Annotated in this window: 18 protein-coding genes; all 18 read right to left on the bottom strand. The window is 45.0% G+C overall.

Features of this window, described 5'->3' with window-relative positions:
- Positions 1–3: 3 nt before the first annotated feature.
- Entirely contained in the window at positions 4–879 is an 876-nt protein-coding gene (locus tag AC4G46_RS10565) for a type II secretion system F family protein (protein ID WP_491127896.1), read from the bottom strand.
- Positions 876–2,948 (bottom strand): TadA family conjugal transfer-associated ATPase, encoded by a 2,073-nt coding sequence (locus AC4G46_RS10560; RefSeq protein ID WP_491127895.1) that lies wholly within the window; start codon positions 2,946–2,948, stop codon positions 876–878. Before AC4G46_RS10560 ends, AC4G46_RS10565 begins: the two co-directional genes overlap by 4 nt.
- A complete protein-coding gene (locus AC4G46_RS10555) occupies positions 2,945–3,199 on the bottom strand; it encodes a hypothetical protein (protein WP_081389395.1) in 255 nt (84 codons plus the stop codon). The genes AC4G46_RS10560 and AC4G46_RS10555 overlap by 4 nt, the downstream gene beginning before the upstream one ends.
- Positions 3,200–3,213: 14 nt before the next feature.
- Positions 3,214–3,423, bottom strand: coding sequence for a hypothetical protein (locus AC4G46_RS10550; RefSeq protein ID WP_491127894.1), 210 nt, complete (start codon positions 3,421–3,423; stop codon positions 3,214–3,216).
- 2 nt (positions 3,424–3,425) lie between these two features.
- Positions 3,426–3,905: a hypothetical protein gene (locus tag AC4G46_RS10545; RefSeq protein WP_491127893.1), complete on the bottom strand. Its 480-nt coding sequence runs from the start codon at positions 3,903–3,905 to the stop codon at positions 3,426–3,428.
- 581 nt (positions 3,906–4,486) lie between these two features.
- Positions 4,487–5,398 carry an AbiTii domain-containing protein gene (locus AC4G46_RS10540; protein WP_491127892.1) on the bottom strand — a complete coding sequence of 304 codons (912 nt, stop codon included), beginning with the start codon at positions 5,396–5,398 and terminating at the stop codon, positions 4,487–4,489.
- Between the two features lie 108 nt (positions 5,399–5,506).
- Positions 5,507–5,983, bottom strand: a complete 477-nt coding sequence (locus tag AC4G46_RS10535; protein ID WP_491127891.1) for a hypothetical protein — start codon at positions 5,981–5,983, stop codon at positions 5,507–5,509.
- A complete protein-coding gene (locus AC4G46_RS10530; protein ID WP_491127890.1) occupies positions 5,958–7,136 on the bottom strand; it encodes an FtsK/SpoIIIE domain-containing protein in 1,179 nt (392 codons plus the stop codon). The genes AC4G46_RS10535 and AC4G46_RS10530 overlap by 26 nt, the downstream gene beginning before the upstream one ends.
- Positions 7,137–7,665: 529 nt before the next feature.
- Positions 7,666–7,917: a hypothetical protein gene (locus AC4G46_RS10525; protein WP_277469900.1), complete on the bottom strand. Its 252-nt coding sequence runs from the start codon at positions 7,915–7,917 to the stop codon at positions 7,666–7,668.
- 1 nt (position 7,918) lies between these two features.
- Positions 7,919–9,025, bottom strand: a complete 1,107-nt coding sequence (locus AC4G46_RS10520; protein WP_491127889.1) for a M23 family metallopeptidase — start codon at positions 9,023–9,025, stop codon at positions 7,919–7,921.
- A gap of 13 nt (positions 9,026–9,038) precedes the next feature.
- Entirely contained in the window at positions 9,039–10,892 is a 1,854-nt protein-coding gene (locus AC4G46_RS10515) for a VirB4 family type IV secretion system protein (protein WP_491127888.1), read from the bottom strand.
- A complete protein-coding gene (locus tag AC4G46_RS10510; RefSeq protein WP_491127887.1) occupies positions 10,858–12,918 on the bottom strand; it encodes a hypothetical protein in 2,061 nt (686 codons plus the stop codon). Before AC4G46_RS10510 ends, AC4G46_RS10515 begins: the two co-directional genes overlap by 35 nt.
- 60 nt (positions 12,919–12,978) lie before the next feature.
- Positions 12,979–15,351, bottom strand: coding sequence for a hypothetical protein (locus AC4G46_RS10505; protein WP_491127886.1), 2,373 nt, complete (start codon positions 15,349–15,351; stop codon positions 12,979–12,981).
- On the bottom strand, positions 15,348–15,665 hold the full coding sequence (locus AC4G46_RS10500) for a hypothetical protein (RefSeq protein WP_491127885.1): 318 nt from the start codon (positions 15,663–15,665) through the stop codon (positions 15,348–15,350). Before AC4G46_RS10500 ends, AC4G46_RS10505 begins: the two co-directional genes overlap by 4 nt.
- 7 nt (positions 15,666–15,672) lie before the next feature.
- A complete protein-coding gene (locus AC4G46_RS10495; RefSeq protein ID WP_491127884.1) occupies positions 15,673–16,116 on the bottom strand; it encodes a hypothetical protein in 444 nt (147 codons plus the stop codon).
- 20 nt (positions 16,117–16,136) lie between these two features.
- Positions 16,137–16,856, bottom strand: coding sequence for a metal-dependent hydrolase (locus AC4G46_RS10490; RefSeq protein ID WP_491127883.1), 720 nt, complete (start codon positions 16,854–16,856; stop codon positions 16,137–16,139).
- A gap of 92 nt (positions 16,857–16,948) precedes the next feature.
- A complete protein-coding gene (locus AC4G46_RS10485) occupies positions 16,949–17,929 on the bottom strand; it encodes a hypothetical protein (protein WP_491127882.1) in 981 nt (326 codons plus the stop codon).
- 1,124 nt (positions 17,930–19,053) lie between these two features.
- The gene (locus AC4G46_RS10480; RefSeq protein ID WP_491127881.1) at positions 19,054–24,021 is read right to left on the bottom strand and encodes a sacsin N-terminal ATP-binding-like domain-containing protein; all 4,968 of its coding nucleotides are present in this window, start codon (positions 24,019–24,021) and stop codon (positions 19,054–19,056) included.
- Positions 24,022–25,388 lie beyond the last annotated feature (1,367 nt).

Genomic DNA, 25,388 nt, shown 5'->3' with positions numbered 1-25,388 from the left:
TCCTTACAAATCATCTAGATTCAGGCGCAGCAGCGAATCCTTCTTCCAGAGTCCAATTATCACGCTGACAATCATGCTCGCCAGCAGCAGCTTGCCGAATCCTGTCTGCAGGGTCGTCGCTGCCTTGAATTCCTGCACCAATTGACTTTCTAGATAACCAAACAGGAACGGGAAGAGCAGACTGATGCCGAACACCACGAACGGTTCCATCCGCTTTTTCTCATTCTCAATATCAATTTCCTGCAGCAGATGCATGTCTGAAGCAATATCTGCGATACTTTCCCGAATCCCTTCGACCGAACGGGCATGGAATCCGTCCTTGTTCCCGGCCATCACTTTTTCGCAGAAATCATCGAACTTTTTAAATTGAACCGCTTGTTTCATCTGCTCCAGTACCGTGGGGACATCGATCCCGATCCGCAGCGAAGCGTACATCTGCTCAAACAACGGAACCGTCACACCGCTCATCACCGGCAAGGACATCTCTAGCGACTTCTGGAGCGATTTGCAATCCCGGAACTTGGAGGACAGCAGCCGAAGATTCCCGGGCAAGTTCAGGAGAACCTCTTTCCTGCGTTTGAACTTCACCGCTGAAATGATCATCCTGGGCACAATCACCCCCATCGCGCCCCCTACGCCGACAAACCAGATGTTCGCCGTCCAGTAAGCCACCCCCGCACCTATCGCAAGGGAGATGCCAAGGAGTTGCACATAGTTACGCCACTCCAGGTGAATACCTGCCGCCTTCGCTTCTGCTTGTGTTTGCTCAAATCCAAAGGCGATACGCAGCTGTCTGGAACGACTGCCGGCCGCTGGCAGCAACGAGAACACGCCAAAGGAGACCAGGAGTCCAGCAGCTAACAGAAGGATGGGTATCATATGGCCTTCAGCTCCTTCCCTTCACACCAGTGCCGGACTTCTTCCTGCGTTGGGTCTTTCAAATAAATTTTCTCCATCAATGACTCGGACTGGATCTTGCCGACCCGAATATGCCGTTTCCGGCTGTAATCATACTTGAAGATCGGATTGAGCACCGGCTCCTCGGTTCCCCGGTATCCAATGAGCTCCGACAGCTCGGTCACGACCCGGGCTCCATTCGGCAACTTCTTCTGAAACAGGATCAAGTCAATTGATCCTGAGATCTGACTGGCCGCAGCCATCGTGTTCCCGTTTAGTTGCAGGAATCGGGTCGCCGCCTCTTTCGCGCTGTTCGCGTGAATGGTCGTCCAGACGGTGTGCCCGGTGTTCATCCCGATCAGACTTTGCTGTGCTGCCGGTTCATCCCGGATTTCCCCGATGCACATCACTGTTGGCTTGAGCCGCAGACAGGCTTTGATCAGCTTGGCGATGCCATAGCTCTTCTTCTCATCCTCCACTTCCTTGACCAAAAGTGAAGGTAAATTCGGGTAGTCGAGATATTGCCGTTTGCTGGCCAGCATCATTTCCTCGGAATCCTCGATTGAGATAATGCGGGTAATCGGCTCCATGCACATCGGCAGGCGAATCAGCTGTGTGGTCTTACCACTGTTGGTTCCCCCGCCAATGACGAGATTGGCTCCCTTGGGGACAATGAAATGCAGGAACTCGGCAATCTCCGGCGAGATGTTCCCGTACTGGATACACTGCTCATCGGTGTACACATCCGGAGGGAACTTCCGGATACTGATCAGCGGTGCATTGGCGCTAATCCCTTGATACTCTTTCGTATCCGCGACTACACAAATCCGGAAGCCCCGGTAATTGGCATCCACAATCGGATCGGTACTGGAGATCGGTTTACCAATAGGCATGAGCATTTTGTTAATCACTTCATACAAGTGAGACACACTCTGAAACCGGATATCCGGCCGGTGAATGTCTTGCCCGCCCTGTTCAATGATCACTTGCTCCGGACCGTTGATCTCAATCGAACTGACCGTAGGATCATCCAAAATGCCCTGCAGCACCCCAAGCTCCGTGATTTCCTTCTGCACCCATTCCACCACTTCATTCAGGGGAATCGACAGGGCATATTCATTCTGTTCCCGGATCAAATCCGAGATGTAATAACGAATCTTTTGCCGTGAAGGTTCATGGGTTAGGGACTGTACATATTCGTCCAGGTGATCCTCCTGCAGCCTATAACGGACAAAGTTCAGCAGCCCCTCCAGCTTTTTGGCATCCCCCTCCGACCATTCACTGTTGACCGGCTGAATGGAAATCTGAACGTCCAAATATTCCAGCGGTTCAATAATTCCTACCGTTTCTTTGTCACGCCCGGCAGCTTGTCCTTCCCGCACCGGCATGTTGTTCGGTTCAAGTGCCTTCCAGCGCTTGATTAGGTCACTGAATTTGGTATACACAGGCGCTTCGTCTATTTTGACATAGGTATCCGCACTGAACAGATAAAGTCGCTCCCTCTTCACACTGAACACTTCAATCAGTCGGCGGTAATGCGTATAATTGCCGACAAAATCAATGGCATCTGCACTATACAGTACAGCAGCATCTGAAGTCCGGAGTGCGAAGTGAGTCGTTGGTTGAATCAGCGAGCCCTGTGTGAGCAGAATGATCACATCATAGTCAGCTTCGAGCTGTTGCCGCAGCACTATGGATGCCGAGATCAGTGTTTGATTTGAAGACAATTTACGAATCACGGGTGCTTCCGGCTGAGAACGCGGATTCACCAGCAAATAGTCCACTCCACTCCGCTGAACCATGTACTCCTGGATTGGCTTCAAGGCTTGCCGGTCCAGATCGAGCAGGAATTGATCCATAGTGCGCTCTTTGTGGAGTTCGGCAATTTGCTGATCGAAGGTATAGGCAATGCGAGGTAAACCGACACAAGGCAATTCAGCCACCGCCACGCGCTGATCTTTGGGATAGGCGCGGATCAGTTTCATGACCCCTTGAACCGCATCCCCGCCGCCCAGATTGGCGAAGGCGATCACCTGCGCTTTGCTGGTCATGATCTACCCTCCGTCTCGCCCCGGTGGCAATTGCCCCGGTACACCCAGCCTTGACTTGTTTTTTCTAGTGTGGCGTAGGTAGCTTTGCCTCCCACATGGCTATTCGGCTCTCCGATCTGGATGATCTTCGCCGTCCAACAGGCCGGAGGCAGCACATTCAGAAAGTGATCGGCCATCTCTTCATCTACCACATCACCGATCTGGAGGTAATCCTCCAAATCTCCTTCCCAGTTTGCATAGGTCTTTATCATTTCATGTTCACTCCTTATTGTGCCTGGTACGTATCTACGATGTTCCACTTACCATTCGAGAAAACTTCCACTGTGACCTGATTGTTGTAGGGCATACCATCCGCAACGGTCAATCGGGACAACCAGACCCGTTCATTTCCGGTGTCCTTCTTCAGATTATCCGTGTGTGATTGTTGTAGCGTAGGCATGGCCTTCAGCTCAGCAAGGCTGTACTTATTATCCAATGTTATTCCCTCCCCATCGTCTCCTTGAGTGCTCGCCAAGCCGTAAGTATAGTGCTCACTGCCTGTTCCTGACCGTGCCAAAACAAGTTTTCTGTCAGGCTACTTATTTGGGAGTCAAAGGCTTCCCATTCGCTTCCCTCGATCACAGGCTGTGATTCCTGTTGATCAGGTTCTTCCTGCGTAACCACAGATGAAGAGATAGCTTTCTGAATCGCCTCTTCCAGCGTCCCTTCCTGGAGCCTGAGCTTGACCTCCCGCAGCACACCTACATCCTGCCAATCCAGCTGCCTGCGCTTGCCGCCCCGGTTGAAGGTGTACCCTTGCTCCTCCAATAAGACGACCCAACGCCGCAATGTGCTGACCGCCGTATCCAACATTTCTCCTGCTTCTTTGAATCCAACTTCCTGCATAGCACTCTCCTCCCTCAACGCAAAGGCCGCCCCTTGGATTGCCTGGGCGGCCTCTTTTTTGTTTTCTTGCATGATATAAGATTAACTAAATTTTTCAAGGGAAACATGTTCGAAAAGTACGTAAAAAGTATGGGATTCAGGATTAACGAATGCGAGTCGCGCAAGCTGTTTTTAAAGATGGTAATGTTTTGAGAGTTATAATATCTGCTGCCAAGCTATTCCTGGATTCCTGGAGTCGTTCAGAGATACCTGCTCCAATTCCTCCTCGCCTGATATCTATAGTTTCCGCTTTTAGTTCCCGAACCTATGGAGGTATAGAAAACAAAAAAAAGCCTATAACCACGAGGGTTTTCGACTTTCGAACTTGGGAACTTTAAACGGGAACTATAATTAAAACGGATAATATTAAAGCGGAAATAAATCATTTTCACCAGCTTTCAGGTCATTCTAAAATCGTAACAAATAGTAAACATAAAGCGAGGAAATCTTTCGCCATAAAATTTATTCATACTTTGAAGAGTTAATAATAACATTATTGTTTTACTATATAAGCTGAACTTAAGAATAATGTCAGGATGATTGACGGTACCCTTGTTCTGCAAGGATACCGTCAATGCAACAGTTTAGATTCTTAAGTTTACTCTATATAGGTATTAATTAAGAGTTGTTAGGAAGGCTGCTATCTTTCCTTGTAAAACTGACGCAATCAAACTTCCTGTGACACCCTCAGCAATATTTCTTATTGATTTTAATGCTTCTTTAATAATACCTTGCTTCGGTTTTGGGGAATTAGATTGTAATTCTAGTACATCTATGTCTGCTTTCAGTTCCTCTTTAATATTCCTATCTTCTAATTCTTCATAAAACCTTTTTATATCATCAATAATAGAACTAAGTTCGAGTTGAACTGCCTCCGATTGAATAAGTTGAGATTGATTTGACTCAATCGCCTTTTGTTGAAGTTGAGAGTTCACCATACTCCCAATGTTATTAATGATAGTATCTCCAACTCTTGAAGCTTTTTCTTTTTCATCACTATTAAATGTCAACCCTTCACCCATAATTCCTGCCTCCTCAAGTTCAATTGTCCAATCTAATATAATATTTCTAACTTTATCTAGTATTTTCTGTAGCTGAGTAGTCGGAAAACGGAGGGAGACTTGAAAATCAAGTCCACTTAATTTCATTAGTTTTATTTGAACCTCCGTCGGAAAATTATAGGATAGGACCCCATCACTATTTTCACCTAATCTAATTTGATCTTCAACTTCTGTTATGGGACTGTAAATATCTCTCTTTGAAAGAGTTGCTCCCAATTCTCCGCCTAGGTATGCTGGTATTAGCCCATGATAAGGATTGAGAGCTTTTAATTCACCGTGTATGACCCTATAGTCAGGCGTAACGTTTGTTCCGAACTCATATCCATTTAATTCTAAATGGGACCACTTTTGAAATTCTGTAATCTGTAGTTTTCTAGATACAGTATAGGCTTTTCGCAGCAAGTCAGAAACAGATACATTTTGATTAAGTGCATCCCTCTGCAATTCAAGAATAATGGAACTCATTGTCATTCCCCCTAAATACTTTACTTCCTACTTATTGTAACACCACCAATACTAGGAATCACCATATGAATATTGCAGGGATATCCTATAAACTTCAAGTCATTCAATTCATTTTTTATTCAAAAACCTTTGAATTTGCGCTTCATTCCAAGCAATGGTATATCCTGCCTTAGGGCTTAAGGGAGGCAGCAAAAATCCTAGTGCTACCAATTGACTCATTAACTGCAACACCTTCTCTTTACGTATACCAAGTTCTTGCTGTAGTTCAGCAGATCTTGCGGTGCCTGTCTCGCAAATTATTCGTTGCATTCGTAGCAGTAATTCTTCACCACTCTGCCGGCTATCTGCCAGCCAGGGCTTCAACCCCGTTTCCGGATCATACTCAGGTTCGACCTTCCCTTCTTTGCTGAGTCGTTCCACATAAGTAGCTGCCGTCACATAATCAACATTAAGCGCATGCTGCAACAGTCTTCCAGATACACCATGATGCTCCCGTGCCAAGCGAATAACCTGATCGTACACACTCTCATTTATAGGTGGCACTTCCTCTTCCTCCAGATCAGTCCACTCCACTAATGGAGCCACGCTTAGTGGTGATGGTCCGATAGTCATCCTCACCACCAATTGACTCATGGACTTCCTTACCGGCTATTTCTCTAAGCAAAGAAGAATCCCCGTCCGCTACAGTTCCCGGCTCTACTTTTCGTAGCCGTAATCCATTTTTCCAATAACGCTTTAACTCCTCAATATACCGGGTCGTCTCATCATCATCTGCACTGATCGCTGCCGACTGGAATCTCTTCTGTCCACCACCATTCAACATGTAGATTCCATCCCCACCCCCAAGCAAATGCGGCCCACCTGAGTCCATGACGGTTTTGAAATCATAGACACTCAGCAAATGAAAAGCTACCCGGGACGGCAGATTCGACTTAATCACGCCAGTCACCACATCCACGCTGGGTCGCTGAGTCCCCAAGATCAGATGGAGACCCGCAGCTCGTCCCATTTGGGTCAGACGTTGCACGGTTTCCTCCACATCTGCACGGGCAATGACCATCAGATCGGCATATTCATCAATTACAGTGACGATATATGGTATCTGATCCTGCGGATGATTTCGGTTATATTGCAGCAAGTTACGTACACCTTCATCCGCAAAATGTTGATACCGGTTTTCCATTTCTACGACAAGCTTTTTGAGCGTTAGTGCCGCACGTTTCGGATCAGTGACTGGCGGCGAGATCAGATGCGGCAACCCGTTATACATCGTAAACTCGACCATTTTAGGATCGATGAGCAGAAACTGGACTTGCTGTGGTGAACGCGTGGAAGCTAATGAAGTCAGCAGCCCATTAATAAAAACAGACTTTCCAGAACCGGTTGCCCCAGCCACGAGCAAATGCGGTAATTTGGCTAAGTCCACGAGAATCGGTTTGCCCTCCATATCTTTCCCAAACACCATAGGCAGCTGAGCTGTTTGAGCAAACACCTTCAGGTCCTGGGCCATATCACTCATATATACAAATGCCCGTTCGGTATGAGGCAATATAAAGGCTGCTGCACTTGAAAACGGGGATGAAGTCACCGCAAAACTCCGGTCATGCCCGATATGGTTCGCCAGATCATCTCTCTTCTTGACCAGATCACTGAGCTGTAGCCGTGCCGGTAATCGAAAAGAAATGGTTTGTAGCGTTGGCCCGGCATCAATAGAAAGAATTTCTGGCGATTCCTCCATTTTCAGTCCCGCCAACTGGACCGTATTGAAGATGAGCTCCGATGCCTGTTCTGCCGATAATGTAGAAGAGGAAAACGGCCGAGGGTTCGGTGGAAAAAGCGCATAGGGTCCCGATTGAACACTCTGTTCGCTTGCAAGCACAACTGGCCTATGATTAGTTTCTCTCCGCTCAGGTGCGGAACACATAGTTTCCACACCCCCGGTATTCGGCAGCTTACTCTGCGAACTGTCTGCTGGCGATGGCCCCGGTCTCCATACTCGGTTTCGAATCTTTTGCCGCAACTGGATAAGCCATGGCCACATGCGTTCCCGATGCTTCCAAGCCACTCGTGCAATATGAGGTACACCCACAATGCATAGCCACAGCGTTACTGCATACCGGAGTACTAATTGTGCCAATTGGCTGAGTTCTGGCGCTGGCTCCAGAAACAATACGATTACACTCCCCATCGCAGCCATGACGGTCAGGCGATTCACGAATTGTCCAAAAGATTCCTTTGGCGGTGGATCTGGAGTGCTCACTATGGCCTCAACTTCCTTTCATCATAGATTGGATTAGATCTCTCAGCTGCTGATTAAACCGCGCCGCATTCTCTTTCACGAGAGGCCACCACGCATCCGACTCGTCGAACACAAAGTGATAGGCTTCATTCAAATTGCGCAGCAGCATAATCACCAAAAATACACCCAACGCTTTGACGAGCCAGGTCGGCAAACCATTGCTGCCTTTCTTGTAAAACACCCATAGCAATATGGCGATAATGACAACTGTTAAATTCATTTCAACCACTCCCCGCTACTAACAATTTGAAGTACTTGGATACCCCGATCCACCATCCGTTATCTGCAGCATAGTAACCACGCGGATTATCTTTAGCCGACAACCACTGGATCGGATCTCTTCCGGCAGGAAGATCCTGAGACAGCTTAACGATCGTGTTCGCCGCAATCTGCGCGGACTCTCCGGTCGAGAGCTGCGCACCTTTCCCCTTGCACCAGCAGCCAAATACATTCCAAGGGTTGCGGATAATCTCCGAGGCATGGTTATTGTTTCTCGGCACAAAAGACTGCTCTTGACCGGTAATGGCAATCAGCAGATAGGGAGAGACATTTTTGCTTCGCCCTGCGTCATCGATCATCTGCAGCAGGCTGCGATCTGCCAGCGCTGATTTCCGTTTCTCCAGAAACTGCAGCACATACTCAATATTTAAAGACTGGTATCCCAGCTCTCTTGGCAAAGTAGGCAGCTCCGTACCTGGAGCAAAGACATACTCCAATGGATCAACAGGCACCCCGTTCAGTTCCACTTGAAAATGTAAATGGGGTCCGGTAGAACGCCCGACAATGCCCTCCCCAATGGTTCCAATCAACTGCCCTTTGCTCACCACATCCCCCACCGTTACGTTCATCTGAACAGATAAATGTCCGTAAGTGGTCACCAGCCCATTACCATGATCGATCATAATCGCTTGACCATAACCACTGGCAGCTCCAGCCAGCGTCACTGTTCCTGCAGCCATGGAATAGACCGCCTGTAGCTCAGTATTCGCTTCACCATTCGCAATATCAATTCCCTTGTGCATTCGGGTGGTGCCAAACAGATCACGCAGTGCAAATGGGGATGAGACCCGGTCTATGGTCGGCACCGGCCAGATGTAAGCCGTTCCGTCCACGTCCAGCTGCACGGGAGCCATCCAGGCATACTGGCCTGTTGTTTGTGGCTTATAACTGTCGGTATCCGAAAAAATCATGAACGGCAAGAAGACAAACAACATGATCATTGCTGCCAATCCAACAAAAATCAGTACTAAACCTATTCCGGGAGAGCTCAGCGCCGAAATCAGCCCGATGATTTTCTTCATCTCTTTGGCCTTTTTAACAACTTCCACTTCTCCTCCTCCTCTAACCAGCGGTTTTCAGTCCTCGCGTTTTGTACAGGACATGTTCTTCCGGAGGGACATGCATAATCAGTTCATCGTAGCGTTTGTGGTTCTCCAAAATGTAGCGCTGCGTGCCTTCATTCTGAGTAATGAGCTCCTGAATTTCAGGTGGCAGATCCGCGTGAGAGGAAAGTAAACGTACCGCTGATTGCTCCATGTAAAAGTACACGCGCACGCTGGTGTTCTCCCACATGCCCACGCCAGCTGCGGTATCCAGCATAATGGCCGGGGAGTTGCCAGCCAGGATCATCATACCGTTCTGCTTGCGAATAGCCGTGTACCAGGTGAAGACATAACTGCGCAGCTCAGGATTTTGCAGCTGCCGCTGACCTTCATCCACCAGTACGGCAGAAAAGTCGGCACCGGCAATTTTGAGCAGATGAATGTTAGCATTGACCTGTTCAAAAGCCATCGACATCTTGATCTGTGCTTGCTTGGCCGATTCATCCTTCTTGGACTCATCCTCTTCACCGGAGCCGACCCGGTAGACAACCAGAGGCGCTTTGTGATCAAAACTGGAGGCCTCTTCGATTTGGAAAATATCATCGTAAATCCCGATGAAGTAGATCTTGATTTTGTCATACAGGCTTTTGGCATCGGCATTGCTGTGAGCCGCCTCTTCGATTTCACGAAATACCGCATGAATCGTCGGCTTCGGTCCGGTAGGTGCATTCCACGTTTCCGGCTGCTTCTTCTCAATCCCTGCCGCACGGTAGACTTTGCGAATGGCTTCGCCTACTTCAAAGATTTCCGGACGGGTTAAATTCTCACCGAGCAGCGAGAAGGTGCGCACGCCACTTTTCTCGGCCATTTTGTACCGAGCGCGGTTATACTGTGCACATTCCTCATCGATCTCGGTGATGGCTGGCATAATAGTCAGCGGTTCAAAATAGCGCCCTTCTTCGGTGGTGTGGTCAATATAGACACCGCCCACATACTCACAGAGCTTCCTCCATTCACCGTCCAGGTCAAAGACAAATACATGCACCCCCTCTTCCAGCAAGGAGACCACCAGCGCCTTCAGAAAGTAACTTTTCCCTTCGCCGGTCTTGCCAAATACAGTCACGTTCTGCGCCCGGGGATCATCCGGATCACACAAATTGACAAAACAAAAGCCGCCGTCCTCGGTCCGGCGACCAAAATAGAGTCCTTCGCTATCCGAGAACGAGCCTCGGGTCATGGGGTAGGTGCGTGCAGCGACAGAATCTGTCGTGACCCGCCCATAATGGGTCTTGTTGAAAAATTCACTGTGATCACTGTAGGGGTCAAAGGCCGGGGTTGTTTGCCGCATCGCCTCTTGCTGCTCACGCTTCAGTTCGTTAAGCTTCCCGGACATGTTATCGAACCACAGCTTCATCCCCGCCTCTGCCGCCTCAATCTGATGAAGCTTCGGCGCGGATATTGTTAAGAAGGTCTGCACTTCGACCAGCTTGTGATCACTGGATAACGTAGAATCTCGTAAGGCCAAGATGGTCTCTTTCGCAGCAATCTCTGCATTCCGCGCCGGATCGGTTTCACTCTGATCATTAATACTGGCCGTTAGCCGGTTCAGCTTGTACTTCATTCGGGTGTTGAATTTAATATCGCTTTGCGCATACCGGATCGTCTTACGCAAGGTGGCCCCGGCATGAGTCACGATGCCATCCAGCTGATCCAGATATCCGGCGATAATCTCCGGCGGATACTCCTGGACCATGAACACCCGCACATAATGGCCAGTCTTCCCATCCTTACCGTCCACCATGTTCACCACCAGTTGCCGGGGCTGCTTCTTCCACTGTTTAACTAACCGCTTCGTATGTTTGAGCAGGCTCATGGGTGGTCTCCTCTCTATTTATGTGTACGTTCAGTAAGCTGCGTTTGTCGGGATCAAGTGCCAGAGGCCGGCCCTGATACAAGCTGTAGGCCGCTGATGGAAAATACGGATAAACCGCTGTATACGCCTGCTGATACTGCTCCTTGAGCAGAGTGTCCATCCGGGGAGCCATGTCTGGAGTACTCTGATTCAGCCAGAACTCCCCTTCCCAGCGCGGGGCTGCTTCAACGAAACGCAGCCAATGGTGGTAATCACAATCGAGCACTGCAATGGAACGATATCGCTGCAGCAGCGTCTCCCGTTCAGGATAGTTCCAGGGGATTTCAGCAATAACGAGTCTATCTTCCGCCGCCCGGTGCTGAAGCAGCTGCTCCACTTCCTGCAAGGTGGTATAACGTGTAGGGGTAAATAGCATCCAGTCAGCTGCTTTCCCGGACCAGCCATTCCAGGCGTCCAGTTCCGAAGGTTGCTGCAGCGGATTCAGCACCGTACGGGCCCCCTGATCCGGCGATAGATCTACGATGCTCACGGTAGTACCGGATAGACTTGCCGCCACCCCAAGATTCGCAGCCAGAAAAGACTTGCCGCTGGGTATGGGTGAGGTCAGTAATATAATCCCTTGAAGCTGATTGGCTCCGTATGTTGGAAGCTTTGGCGGTAGAATCCCTTCTTCCGTTAGCTTATCCGGCGTGTACTCTAGCTTGGCTGCTGGAAGTTTAACCTTTCGGACTCTAACCTTCTGCCAGTCCACACGGCAATTCTGTATCCACCTGCCAAACCAAGGGAGAAACCTTGTACTCCCGGTTGTTCTAAGAAAGGAAATCCCATGTTTACCGCTTTGCATCCATCGTGCTATAGGCCATTTCCCGAGCTGCAATGCGCTTCTCCATGATGACTCGCGGACCACATCCTCGATCAGCAATGGTGTGGGGATCTTTTCCTTCTGAATGTCTTGCATGACTTCATTCTCAGCGTGGTCTTCCACCGGAGGACCGTCCTGAATGAACTTGACTAGCGATGGACTGAACAGCGAACGCCTTTCATCTCGTTCTTCGCCTTGCAGTTCTAATCCCTCCTGCTCATTTAGTGGGTCCGAGTCTTCGGACACTTCATATGGACCGGGTTCAGCCCATGAGTCTCCATTCATCTTCCAAGCCTCCCATGCGGTCCGGTCCCACCAACGCCCCACAATCTCCGGCAGTGAAAATCCGGATAATAACGATGTGCTATGCCCACCATGCGAAGTAAGTGTGTGGAGCACGCGATCCTTTTTCTCCTGCAGCTCACTCAGCAGGCGGAAACGTTTCAGCGCTTCCGGATTTAGATCTGATGGTTCATCTGCCCGTTCCCTGATCTTGATTTTCGATTCCGAGGTCGTGAGGGTCAGTGTATATTCACTGCGCAGCGTTTTTCCCTCTCTGGCCAGCCGCTCCCACATCTCGATGCGGTTCAACTTCATCGCTTGGATACCTGGACTCTTCGCCGGATGGTTTCGTTTCTGATTCCACAGCTCCAGGCGAACATCCGGGATCTGCTCCGCTGAGATTTGTGCCGAGAAGCCTTCCTGCACCATGGCACGAAGAAACTGTTCAAAGCCGCCAATCCGCGTCCGTTTCTGCGCATACACCGCTGTTTTCCACGGGAATGCCGATAACGAAGACACCACATGCAAGGTTTTCCCGCTGCGGTAGAGCCAGCCATCTTCCTCTACGCCAAGAAAGGAACCGAGGTCTTCCCCGGCTCCTTCCTTCTTTTGCTGTGCATCATGTATGTAGCGCTTCAGACGATACGGCCACTTGAGCCATTGCCCCAAAGTGCTACTCATGAAGATGGCTACAATCCAGGTCATTTTGAACAACACCGGGAACGGAAGCAAAAAGGGGAAGCCCCCGATCATGAGCGTGGTTCCTACGATCCAGCCAATATCTCTTAGCGACAATCCTAGAAACTCTACATCCTCACGGATATCGCCCATAAAGCTTGCACGCAGCAGCTCCTCTTCCCGTTCCTGCTGTTCCTGATTCATTTACTTCACCTGCCCTTTACCTTTCGTTTTTTCAGCATCTTGTGCTTTCGCCGTGCTCGCCTACTGAGTTACCTTGGTCCGCTGCTGTTCATGCCGATGGAGCATTTCCTTCTGCAACTGTTCAAAGCTGCCCATATCCAGACCATCCAGCGGCGGTTGTCCATAGTTGACCGGCACGCGGTCTTTAATGACATAGACTGCGCCATCTTTCGCACGCCAGTAGGGAATCCGGCCTTTTCGGTAGCTGTCATACGCCTTTTGGAATTCACTAAAATGTTCTTCGGGAATAAAGGCATGCGATTCATCTTTAGCCAGCTCCAGCACTTCCACCAGCGCCTCCGATGTACCGGTACGCTCCCAATCGGCGATCATACTGGCCGCAAATCGGGAGTGACGCGGGAAGTTCACCCGGATCTTCCGGGTCGTTTGGGTGAGCATTCCCTCCAGCACTTCAGTAGCCTCTTCCAGGTGATCATCCGGCAACCATAACACGCCCTGCTCCAGCAGCAGCTCCTTCACCCATGGGTATTCATCGGCCCGTTCCTGCAGCGCATGGTAAGCCGAAGATGCTTTGCCTTGGGGCAGCTTCGCCTGTGTGTAGAGGGGTAAGGCTTCTTTGATCTGTTCTGCCGCGTGCTCCGCTTCCGAGGATTCAGTCAGCAGTGAAATCTTCGGTGTACTATTCAGATCCACAAAGGCTCCATCCTTGTACATGCCCTCACGTACAGCAGAGATATCGAATCCTTCCTGCTCCAGCTGGGGCAGCATATCGAGGGTCGGCCCGGCCAGAATCAATTTACCGGTACGCTCATCCCACTGGACATCTTCCTGGTACTCTTTCCTCAGGGTACTAAGCTTCTTGGTCAGTTGTTTACGCTGGGCCGCAGGAGCCTTCAGCAAAGATACACTCCGGAACCCTTCGTCTCCCAGTACTTCTGAAATATACAGCGCCGAGGATTTGATTTCCGACTCTCCCAGCGCCAGCTCATGCGGAGCATCCACATGGATCTGACCGCCCTCTTGAAGCCATTCTTCCGGCTCATGGTATGCGATACCCTGCATCGATTCGGACAGCCCGCCACTAAGTGTTGAGACCAGCTTGTCTTTGCCTACACTGCGCTGGGTACGCATACGATCTGCTGCTTGTTGCATCCGTTTGCTGGCTTCCTGCATGCTCAGTGCCTTCTTCTGCACACCTTCCGAGCCCATCCGCTTGCCCATGGAATCCAGAGACGATGACGTTCGTTCTCCCCATTTCCCCATGGAATCGAGCACCTGTGCTCCATTTAGTGTCAATGGATGCTGCACAGCTCTCATCAGGGGCTTCAGCCATAAAAAGAAGAAGAACACGAGTAACGCCAGCGCACTGAGAATCGCAAAAATGATGGGTGGTATACCTATAGCAGCACAAAATCCTTCTCCCTCGCCGTAGTCCGTCTGCATTTTCACAAATATCGCCCAATGCAAACCACAGATCAGGCCAACGAGTAGCGTCCGCAGATACAGATTGGCAAACCCCAGCAGCGTCTCCATTTTTCCGGTATAGGCTGATTGCGTAATCCACAGATTGACCATGATAGTCATAAAGATGAGTACCAGGGTCTTGAGTACGGCAACCACATATAGTGGCAATACGACCAGTAGCAAATAACTGAGCAGATTAAAAATCCCGCCGCTAGTAGACACGGTCAGTTCACCGAGAGTTTGGGCAGCATACGCGGCATCTGTAATTCCATCAGCACCGACAATCATCGCTTTCAGAATCTGCTGCCCCTCTAAGCCTTCATAGGCAATGCCGCTGGTTCCAATAATCCCCTCAAACATCTTGCTGGCGATCCAGTTGATACCGACATTGGCGATATTTAGCGCGGTGAGCGAGAAATACGTGGCGACAAAGCACACTAAAAAGACCTTGAGCAAACTGCCCAGATCCTTTTTGCCTTGAATGATTTTAAAGGTTAACCACGAGATCCCGATAAAGAGCAGCACCAGGCCAATGATCATAAAGAGTGACCAACCTGACTGCACCATAGCGATTTCTGCAATTTGCGGCGTGAACAAGTAGCTTTTGGCAAAGGCATCATAGAGTGGGGACATGAGCTCATCCACCAGCAGGACGATGAGTCCTTCAATCGCATCCTTGATCAGCTTGCCGGACATTAGATCCTTGAAAGACTGGATCATGTCATCAACTTTTTGAATCATATCGTCTACCCAGCCGGGAATGTACCAGCTCGTTTCCCGTTCAGCAGGCACCTCTGTACTGGTCGGCACAGTGGTTGGTGTTGGCAATGCAGAGGCCATCTTCACATCCGCTTGTTTTGAAGTTACGATCCTGCTGGGGGAAGCCTGTACTGTTACGGTCAGAGGATTGTTTGTGAAACCTAGCAACAGTAGCAGCAGAACGGTCACCACCCGAATTCGTTGTCTCAACCTCCCCACCCCCATATCGCCATATAATCATAAAACTGTGACAGCAGGGTAAATACCGAGCCGGTCATGAATAACAGAATCAGCCCCAGCGCTACCGCCATCCGCTTCCAGAATTTTGTATCTTTCAGGCTTTTTACCCCACGGCTGGCGGATAACAGGAACGCAAAAAAACAAATCAGCCAGTACGCTAAAGCGAGCACACACAGTATTGTCCCTGCGGCACCTGCCAGGACTAAGAACCAGTTCAAATCATCCACTACCCCTGGATCAACGGTATACATTTTTTTCATTTTTGAGATATAATCGTTGTCCATACCTGTACTAGCCCCTTAACTTGCGAAAGTCCGGCTGGGTCCACAACGCTGACTTTTCACCTCCAAGATCCTGTGTGGATGTCCAGTTATAGATATTTTCCAGGAAGCTGAAGAAGGCTCCACTGATGAACAGGAACACGATAAATACAATGAGGCCTGCTTCAATCCAGAACCATTTATCCTTGATAGTGCCTTTCCCGGTACTGATCTTGACCAGCTTGATGATCACCCGGACGACCACAAACACCAGTGTAGCTATTGTCAGTAAAGAGATCACGAGGCCAATCGGGGTAAATACAAAATCCAGGCCGTCTAGCACCTTCCAGTTAAACTTCATTTTCTCCTTGATCTTGGTGATCGGATTATCATCGTCGGCATAGGCCAGCATAGGTAACATGAACATGCTAAACAGGACCATCATGATGAGGGTCCCGGTCTTTTTGATTTTCATTTTTCTCTTCCCTTCTGTTTTCAATAGAATGTCATCAGCCAAATTACGATACTGCAGAGCCAGCAGCTTCTTGCAATCCACCGCTCGGCAGCCCCGCCATTTCGCAGCAGATTCAACGCCACCTTAAGCCGTGGGAGAAGTACGGAACGAATGCCTTCCACCGTTACAGCATCCCCCACTAAATGCGACCACCAGCCCGTCATCAAGCCAAAACCGAGCGCCTGGAACAGAACCGGCTGTGTCGCGGTAAAAGAGACTACTCCAAGGCTCAAGGCACCGGCGAACTCCGGACTATGAATGATCCCGCGATGTTTAACGAAAGGCATTACCAGCAAGGCAACGCCAGCAAGCAGGGTAAGCCAGTGGAGGCTATATAGTTCATATCCAGCAAGCAGCAACAGTCCAAGTCCACTTAGGAGGAGCATGCGTAGTCGAGAGGCTAAGGCAAAGATTAGGCCTGCTGCTGCCCATAGCCAGGGCATTGGTTGCTGCAGGACAAACCACAAGATTCCCATCCCCAGCGATAGAACGGACAATCCTTTCAATTTCTTTCGTGTATTTGTCGAGAACTGGAGCTTATTACTGACTGTGCTGGTTTTATGGTCCAGATCCGGCAGCAGCCCGCCGATCCCCGCAGCGGCAATCAATGAGGCAGCAGGTACGATAGGCAGGGCTGGCGTAAAATAGAGCACTGCCGAACCTGCCAGAATCGCCATCCCTATATGTCCTTGTCGATTCACTTAGAATTTCACCCCCTTTCCGGACAGCACAAAATACCGCTTCAATGCTTGAAGCAGTTCAGGTCTTTGCAATGATTGAATTGTACCTTCTGTTAGAAAAAACGGCCAAGTCCCCGCTTTTTCTGTTTTTGCAAAATCGGAGATAGGAGGCCTTCAAGTAATTCATCGGTATCCGCCTGGGAATGAAAAGGATCTGGATGATTCGGAACCGCAAATACGGGCCTGCCGCTTAAGCATCCCGCCACCATCTCCCGATTCGGTTCGTTTGCCAATGGCAAAGCAATGCGCCAGTATTCCTGCGGCACTCGGCTATGCTCCCTGCAGAAGGAGATCAGTTCCTTCACCCGCCATTCACTGCCGGAACCCACCAGTACAGGAACGCTGGCTTGTACAAATAGGTCAGCCTGCTTGCTGTTCTGTAAACCCCCTAGATCCAGAACCGTATAGCGGTAGTCGCTCATCAGCGATCCGATCCAGTACTCGGATACCTCAGCCTTATAGAGAGCCACATTATTCAATTCATAACGGGGATGATTCGAGAAATCGCCTTCCTTAACGTATTCCAGGAAAGAGAAACACGGATGATTCCCACCTTCCCACACCGCTACTTTGGTTTTTGCATACCGGGCTAAATAGTGGGCGATGAGCAGCGCGGTATGCGTGCTGCCAGCCCCTTCATACACACTGCCTACAGCGATAACGATCCTTTCCCCTGTTCGACTGAAGTTCATTTCAGGCATTTCGGTTAGCTGCGGCTTCACCTCCACCAAATGATGGGCTTCGAGCAGCTTCTCTTGCCAGCTCCCGTTCAGCCATACGTCCGAAGCGCCCAATGCGGTCCAACTTCTTACCGCTGTTGATGATAGGCTGGTTGCCTCACTAATCACAACAAACTTCACGGGGATCTCTTCCGCTAAGGGTAAGAGGCTACGGGCCTGATCCTCGTGGATCAGGACGTATTCTGGCATGAGGATCAAGGAGCTTTCTTTGACCTCTTCAAACGTACCACATACATGAAATTTAAAATGGGGATCACTGATTTCTGGCTTTATGCCAACAAGTACAATATGCAATGATGTCCTACCTCCTCTGAGCAATATGTCTACTGTATGATCATAGCTCATGGAGGCAAGCCGAACGTGCGAAGAATGTTCTAAAAAAGTATGGGTTGTATAGCAAAATGAGGACAACTTAATCCATCAATGAACACTATTCATTATTAGAATAACCGCTCGCCTTCACAATCTTTCGACTGGATAGATTTGTAATAACACCTCACCTTTCGAGCTTATAGAGCGCCTCTTTACGGGTTCAAAAAAATAAAGCGTGCAGGAGATGGTCTCTACAGTTCAATGTATCCTCTTTCATACCATGGCCAATCCCCCATACGCCCGGAGGATTCCTCGCTGTCGCTCCAAGTTCAACACAGCTTCCTTGGCCTTCATCCATGTCTACGAGACTCGGCTTCCTCTCTTCCCTCTTGCGAGGCCTTTTTGACGACGCGGCAGGATTCACTTCATGTTACGGCCTGGAGTGTCGCTCTCCCTGTCTCTGACAGGTACTTTCGTTGATACGCTTTACGCACAGATTTCGCCATACGCAAGTATCCTAGCTACACGGGGGCTTGGCCCCTCACGTGACCAGCATTCACCGGTTAGAAAATGCGTGCTTAGCTGGGTACGCTGGACAGCAAAAAACCGCTATAGCAAGCTATAACGGATTTCTGCCAAATCTTTAAAAAAGAAAGTTCATGTGCGACCTGAATCGCCGCTAAAGGGAACGGGGTGGAAATCTTGTCCATTCAGAGGAATGAAAATCCCGAGAAACCCCTGGAGAATCAAGGGATTTCTGAGTTTCAGGCCTACTTTCCTAGCGCCATAAGGTGTCACCGTAAATCATCAAAAAGCACAAAAAATAGGACGTTTGAGAGAACTCGGAGAGAATTTAACCACACCCTCTGCCACACTGCCATCGACAAAATTTTGCGTAGCAGATAGTTCTTTTCAAAATTCTTTAGTACTTGGGGACCAAAACTATCTTATAGCAGTCTAACTTGCGAAACGTTCATACTACTCGGCGCTCGCTTCCGTCAACGAAAGTGAGCGCCAACAATTCCCCCCAAAGATTTTTCAAGAAATTCAAGAAAAAAATATACTTGCTACATAAACCTTTGAGATGTTGATGCTTTTTGCGAACTTTAATTGACACTAGCTAAAACATTTTCATAGCTTGAATCAAGAATTGTTTTGGGGTTTTGATTCCAATCATGTTTGTTTTTAGCATATTGGGATACATTAAGAGACAAGTAATCTCCCAGCTTTCTATCTGTAATATATTGATTGTTAAGAATTACTTCATCTACCGATTCAGTTATCGCTTTAGTTAAAAAATAAGTCCATATTCCATTTTTTAATTCATCACAAGAATATGAACTTTGTCCAGGATTACACGATAGAAATATTGAATAGCTCTCAAACTTACTTGAAATAATTTTAAACTCATCTTCATTAATATTGGCAATATGACTTCTTTCATTTTTATTATCAAAACTTTTAGCACATGCATCTATAAAAATAAATGCATTTTTACAACTAGATTGTTGCAAAGGATCTAAAAGTATTTTACGTAAAGAGATTGCTGTTTCAGCTATATTAAATGGATGTATATCATATGTTGACAAATAATTTGTCACACCATCATGAAAGCCATGCCCTACATAATAAAAAATCAACCTATCGTTTTCAGTTAAACTATAAAACAAACTTTTAAGCTCGTAATCAAGGTTACTTTTTAAAGCTTCTTCATTTTTCCATTCATAAATATTTTCTTCACTTATACCCATTGAGGATACTAGCATTTCCTTAAACCGTGAAGCATCTTTAATGGCAAACTTTACATTATCTACTTGATTATCTGTTCTTACTGCATAGTTCTCAATTGCTATAATAATTGCAAACGTTCTTTCAATTTTCGGATTATTTATGGTATGGCTTATCTTAGAATTAATTGATTCTAGCTTAGTTTTATTTGATTCTCTAATATATTTTTGATTATTTAAAAGTATATTCTCATTTGCCTTTTCTGTTTCAATAACAAAGACTAATTCTGAACCTCTTTTAAGCCAATCAAAACTTACAATAGGAATAGGATTAAGCATGGAGATTGCTTTGTTTGCTATATCAACCACATTAAAGTCTGTACTTAATCCAACAATTTCATTTTCTGTAGGGGATAATTCTTTTATACCAAATAGAATAGTGCCTCCTTTAGTGTTAGCAAACGATGAGATTATCTGAGCTGTTTTTTCAGGTGAAAATGGCACTGCATCAAAATCTAAAATTTCAGATTTAGGGTTGTTTACTTCAATATCTTTAATATCAATTTTTTTAATTGGTATTTTATTAATTTTTTTCATTTTTAGAAGCTGGCCAAGTGTAAATTGCTTAGGGGGTGTAACTCCATCCTCATACCAAAGTTCTGCATCTACATATTCAAGGACATCAAATTCGGAATCATAAAAAATTCGAATTTTATCATTATCTGATGGCCTAGCAACCACTTTTATATCATTTCCATTTTTAGTTATGCCACCTATAATACTTTCTGAAATCACATATGCAGATGTACAGTCATATTCAGATAATGTACTAAGATGTTTAACTACATTATCTACCGCTCTTGGAATAAGCGATTTTATGTACATTTTCTTATTCTGATCAGTAGATGAATCCTCAAAAAAGTCTTCGCCTAAATTCTTTTTTAGGGCATCATCATGTTGTAATGAGGTAGTTGTATCGGCATCTACTATTAAATACTCTTCTGGAATTGCAATATCTTCTTGGGAAAAATATTTTCGAATTTCAATATTTTCGGCCCGTAATAGAAAATCAAGTTTGTTACTATATCCTTCTAAACCAAAAAAGGTGCTAAGAACTTCCGCCAATCTTAATAGAACACTATTTGAATTCCATGGGTTAGTTACATAAAGTATATCATTATCAAAATGTAAATTAACATTTTTCACAAAGTTCATTTCATCATATGCTATTTTGAGTTCTCCTGATTGATAAATTTCTAAAACATTAATTTTATCTTGCATTTGCAATAATTTTTCTTCAATACTATCATCATTTTCATCATGTTCTATCCATATTTTCAAGTATGGAGCAATGTTATTCAACTTTATTTTTAATTCTTCACATTCCTCTTCAATATCACATACTAAATCAAACTGATTTTGACTTAATAATTTCACTTGGAAATAAGCTAACATTTTTTTGAGATTCGGATGACTTTTATTCTTTGCATTCAATTTTATAAAATCATATTGTCCCTGAAAAATGGATTCGTTCCCATCTAAAAAACAATGCAAAGCGTTACATTCCGTAAATGAATCTTTACTATTTAGTAGAGAGTTTTCATTTGACCAACTCTTAATTATTTCAATGTTATCTAAACTCCAATTAGTAGAGTTATCCAAAAAAATTGAATATATTAATTGTATTCTTTCATAGTTTTCGCTTGTTATATTATTATCATCATATTGATTTTTCAATGAAATTTGTGCGAGTATATTCAAATAATCTTCAAGTTCGAGTTGAGTTTTAAAGTTGAAAAAGGCTTTCCATTCTTGTGATAATTCCGGACCGCTAAATACAGGTAGATATTTTCCTGCGACAACCTTAATTTCATCTGTGTTTAAAAATACAGATGAAGAAACTAGTGTTTGTCCTGAAAGTGTTGGGATACAATCCATGTTCTTTATTAACCATGGTATATAATTACCAACTATATTACCACTGGTACGCCCAGCCATCCCATCATTGCCCCAATATGCAGTTGCACCAACCCCAATTTCATTAGGCTGATTGTTTTCAATATAATCACGCCAAAACATATTAGAGAACTTATAGTTTCCTAAAGCATGATTAATCAGTGATAAAGTATAAATATCTATAAACTCATCCGCCCTAAATGAACTCATATATGGTTTAAACACCATATCAGATGTTAAAAAATAATCTGAATTTAGCCCTGTATTCACCAATAAAGATTTATTGGTTCTCTTACTATAATGTATGTTATTTACACCATAATTTACTCCTAGTATCTTAAAAAAACGTCTCCATTCATCTTTATCATGTGTATTTATACAATATTTTTCACTAACAAATATATCTTCTCTAAGTATTTTTTCGATTTTTAATCTTGGATTATAAAAATCAGATAAATAGCATTTAGAGGCTTGTACCAATGTATTTTTTGTAGTCATAAGGTTTATCTCTGATAATTGATGAAGAAGGTTTTCTTGAAGATCACCTTTTCTATATAATGAGAATAATTTTTGAATTTCAGATATTGCGTTGCCTTTATTCACATAGGTACTTGCATAAGGTAAGATTTTTTGCGTTATGTAGGTTATATCAGTTTTTTCTTTTACTCCAAGGCTTTCTAACCAGTTTTTTATTTCCAAATTACGTAACAACCACTCCAGTATATCTTTATGCACAAATGATAATTCATTATCCACATTATCCCAATTGTCATCACTGGCTGCTGGATAACAAACTTGTTTGGGATAGTTAATTTGATTTTTATGATCCCAAATGAAAGGAAGATTACTTACAAATTCATCGGTAACATTTCTAAATTTTTCCGAATTACAACACAAGTTCAAGAATTTTATTAACTCAATATTTTTTTGAATGGAATGTGTCTCTTTAAAATATACAGATCTCAAAAAAGCCCCAAAATCCTTCCATTCGAAGCATGAAACATTATGTTTTTTTAACAAACCCCAAAATTCGCATTTCTTAGCATAAAATTTATTAGAAGCATTGGAATTTTGTTTTACAATAAATTTTTTAATAGGCTCTTCACCAATAAAGTCCTTTTCTGATAGGTTTGTAAAATCTATCAAGGCATCGCTAATCTTAATGATTGTATTGTTACGAGATAAAATGAAAGCAATGTCCTCTTTTGCTTTTTTAATTCCCTTATTATATGATTTCGCCAAATCATCACCATATAAGCAGTCATCTGGTATCAATTTATATGCCTCAAATGAAATATCAGAGGTCACTAGCTTAGATATCCATTTGAAAATTTCATAAGAAATGCATTCAAACAACCACTGGTTCCACTTTGAATCTTTGTGAACACTTTCTCTGTTAGCCGATATAAGAAAATTCGAGTTTACTAACACTGGAAATTCATATTTTGTTTCACCAGTAGGTAAATATGAATATAATACTCTATCCTTTTTTTCTAAAGCAACTATGCCAGTATTATCAATTTGTGCTGCAAAAGTCATCTCAATAAAGTTGGTATCTAATAATTTTGGAGGGATATGCCGTTCTCCTGCAAGAGTCTTTCTCAACTCATCTGATACATCTAAATTTATATTATTTACCAGCCATTCTTTTTGGGAATCTTCTCCTCTATTTAAAACTATTCTATTTATGCGACTCCTATCAATTGTAATAACTTTATCTTCAAAATGAATTTCTGTGATATTTTTTAAAAATATGAACATATTGATATTTTGAGATAAGTTTTTAATTGCATGTCTTGTTTCATCTATATGGTTTATTTTAAGTACTGTTGCAACACCCGCACCAATTTCAGAAATAAAATTTCTTATCTCTGCTCTAACCTCCACAACTTCTGTGTATATAGGGATTATTTGCCAAGGATATTGAAAATTTCTATTATTCTCCCTTTCCCACTCATCCCGGGTCATTTCCCATTTCCATTCAAAATCATAAGAACTATCGAACCTAAAAAAATCGCCGTTAGTATATATTAAAACATTATTTGATTGACCAAATACTGATTTAAATCCAATCCCCTTATATCCAGTCTTTTTTAAGTCAGATTTTTTTGTCCCGTTGTTAATATTACAAATACCGCGAATATCTTGTTCATCAAACTTTTTACCCGAATGTGCTACTACCAATTCATCATTAAATACTTTTATCCAAACTTTAACCCCTTCAGTGTCGCTAGATGAGTCATCAGCATTTTGTAGAAGCTCATATATAAATCTATTTGAATCTGTATAAAGATCTACCGATAAAGCAGCTATAGAATCAGCTTGATTTGCTGCTTGTGTTGGATTCATATAACTTGTATTATCATGGGAAATTCTTTGTATTGCTGTCATCAGTTTTCTACTATCCACAAAATCACCTCGAAATCGATATAAATATAGTCTTTATGATATATTCTTCTATTAAGAACCTGTTCAAAAAGTTTATACTAGAATGAATATATGAAAACACACCAAAAGCTATGCTCCATAAATACACAATTCGAGTTTTTTCACCCAACTCCTTCCAAACAAGCGTTCTATTCCTAGTTCATTCTACTTAAAGAAATTGCCTCTTAAGACTCATGAACAAATTATAGACCCATAAAGCGAGATTCTTAACAAGATTGACTCCAGTCACTTCAATGAAATAAAGGATCTAGTACGATGTGCCGATGAGTTTTTGGATGCCTTCTTGTTCTTCTTCACCAGCAACCGGTCACCACGGACAAAGTTTGCTTGTTCTACAAACGCGCCACTGACGATTTTCTCCTCGGAGATGACTTGATCCTATAAATTATAATTCACTTGGGTCTCTGTATTACCTTTCGTCTTCATGGACCGTAGGCTTTCGTGGCCAGATTGATGAGCTTCCAATGTTGAATTACTGGCACAAAAAATATTTCCTCAATCCATGTAGCCAGCTCCACCGAACTTAGCACCGGAAGTTCATGAAATTCATAACTCATTTAAACCTCTATCCAAACTAGACCCTAATATTAAGCATTACTTGTACTAAAGCGAAGGATTTCATGAGCTGAATAAGAGCTCCAGTATCTCCCTAATATCAGCTCAAGAATCTGCTTCCTAAATAGCCATTTTTCATAATAAAAAGGTATTACTAATACCTATATTCGGTTATAATGAGGGAGTAACGTTACTTTTACCAACTCTAACTGGTCGGTAATATGGTAATAGCAGGTATGAGACTACAAAAAACAGAACCCTAATCTCGCCAAAGATCAGGATTCTGTTCAGTTGAACGTTGGCCGGCTCAGCCGGGATTGCAAAAAACACATATTACGAAAAAAGCACTGTTGCTGTGGAGGTGATTAGTGCTTTTTTCGTTTATCTCGCATTAAACCTATGACTTCTCTTGCAAATTGGATAATAGCTGTAAGTAGCAAGATCAAGTTCATGAGCATCCCTCCTTCCATCAAGAGGGAGCCGGTCCAAGTTCTGAATTAAGAATACCACACATGCAACAGGCTGTAACTTACGTAGCACAGCGATTTCGGGGCCTTATTCGTATTTCGGTCTAGCCCGACTTTATAGATTCATAAAGAATTCACATTCCACTCCCATTTTTATAAGAACTAAGCCCTAAATTAAGCAGAATCCTACGTGGGCCTGATCGAATGAAACATATCCTCCTCCGCCGAATTTACCGCCTTGCATGCAGGACAGGCAATACAATATGTCTGTACGTTGCCCTCTGTGAG

It is taken from the genome of Paenibacillus sp. fava2 (assembly GCF_058313675.1).
Note: the sequence above shows the minus strand (reverse complement) of the source record. Positions and strands in the feature narration are given on the sequence as shown.

Bases quoted from the DNA above. Each gene is read 5' to 3' on its own strand.
- AC4G46_RS10565 (WP_491127896.1), bottom strand. From the start codon at position 879: ATGATACCCATCCTTCTGTTAGCTGCTGGACTCCTGGTCTCCTTTGGC.
- AC4G46_RS10560 (WP_491127895.1), bottom strand. From the start codon at position 2,948: ATGACCAGCAAAGCGCAGGTGATCGCCTTCGCCAATCTGGGCGGCGGG.
- AC4G46_RS10555 (WP_081389395.1), bottom strand. From the start codon at position 3,199: ATGATAAAGACCTATGCAAACTGGGAAGGAGATTTGGAGGATTACCTC.
- AC4G46_RS10545 (WP_491127893.1), bottom strand. From the start codon at position 3,905: ATGCAAGAAAACAAAAAAGAGGCCGCCCAGGCAATCCAAGGGGCGGCC.
- AC4G46_RS10540 (WP_491127892.1), bottom strand. From the start codon at position 5,398: ATGAGTTCCATTATTCTTGAATTGCAGAGGGATGCACTTAATCAAAAT.
- AC4G46_RS10530 (WP_491127890.1), bottom strand. From the start codon at position 7,136: ATGGAGGAATCGCCAGAAATTCTTTCTATTGATGCCGGGCCAACGCTA.
- AC4G46_RS10525 (WP_277469900.1), bottom strand. From the start codon at position 7,917: ATGAATTTAACAGTTGTCATTATCGCCATATTGCTATGGGTGTTTTAC.
- AC4G46_RS10515 (WP_491127888.1), bottom strand. From the start codon at position 10,892: ATGAGCCTGCTCAAACATACGAAGCGGTTAGTTAAACAGTGGAAGAAG.
- AC4G46_RS10510 (WP_491127887.1), bottom strand. From the start codon at position 12,918: ATGAATCAGGAACAGCAGGAACGGGAAGAGGAGCTGCTGCGTGCAAGC.
- AC4G46_RS10500 (WP_491127885.1), bottom strand. From the start codon at position 15,665: ATGGACAACGATTATATCTCAAAAATGAAAAAAATGTATACCGTTGAT.
- AC4G46_RS10495 (WP_491127884.1), bottom strand. From the start codon at position 16,116: ATGAAAATCAAAAAGACCGGGACCCTCATCATGATGGTCCTGTTTAGC.
- AC4G46_RS10480 (WP_491127881.1), bottom strand. From the start codon at position 24,021: ATGACAGCAATACAAAGAATTTCCCATGATAATACAAGTTATATGAAT.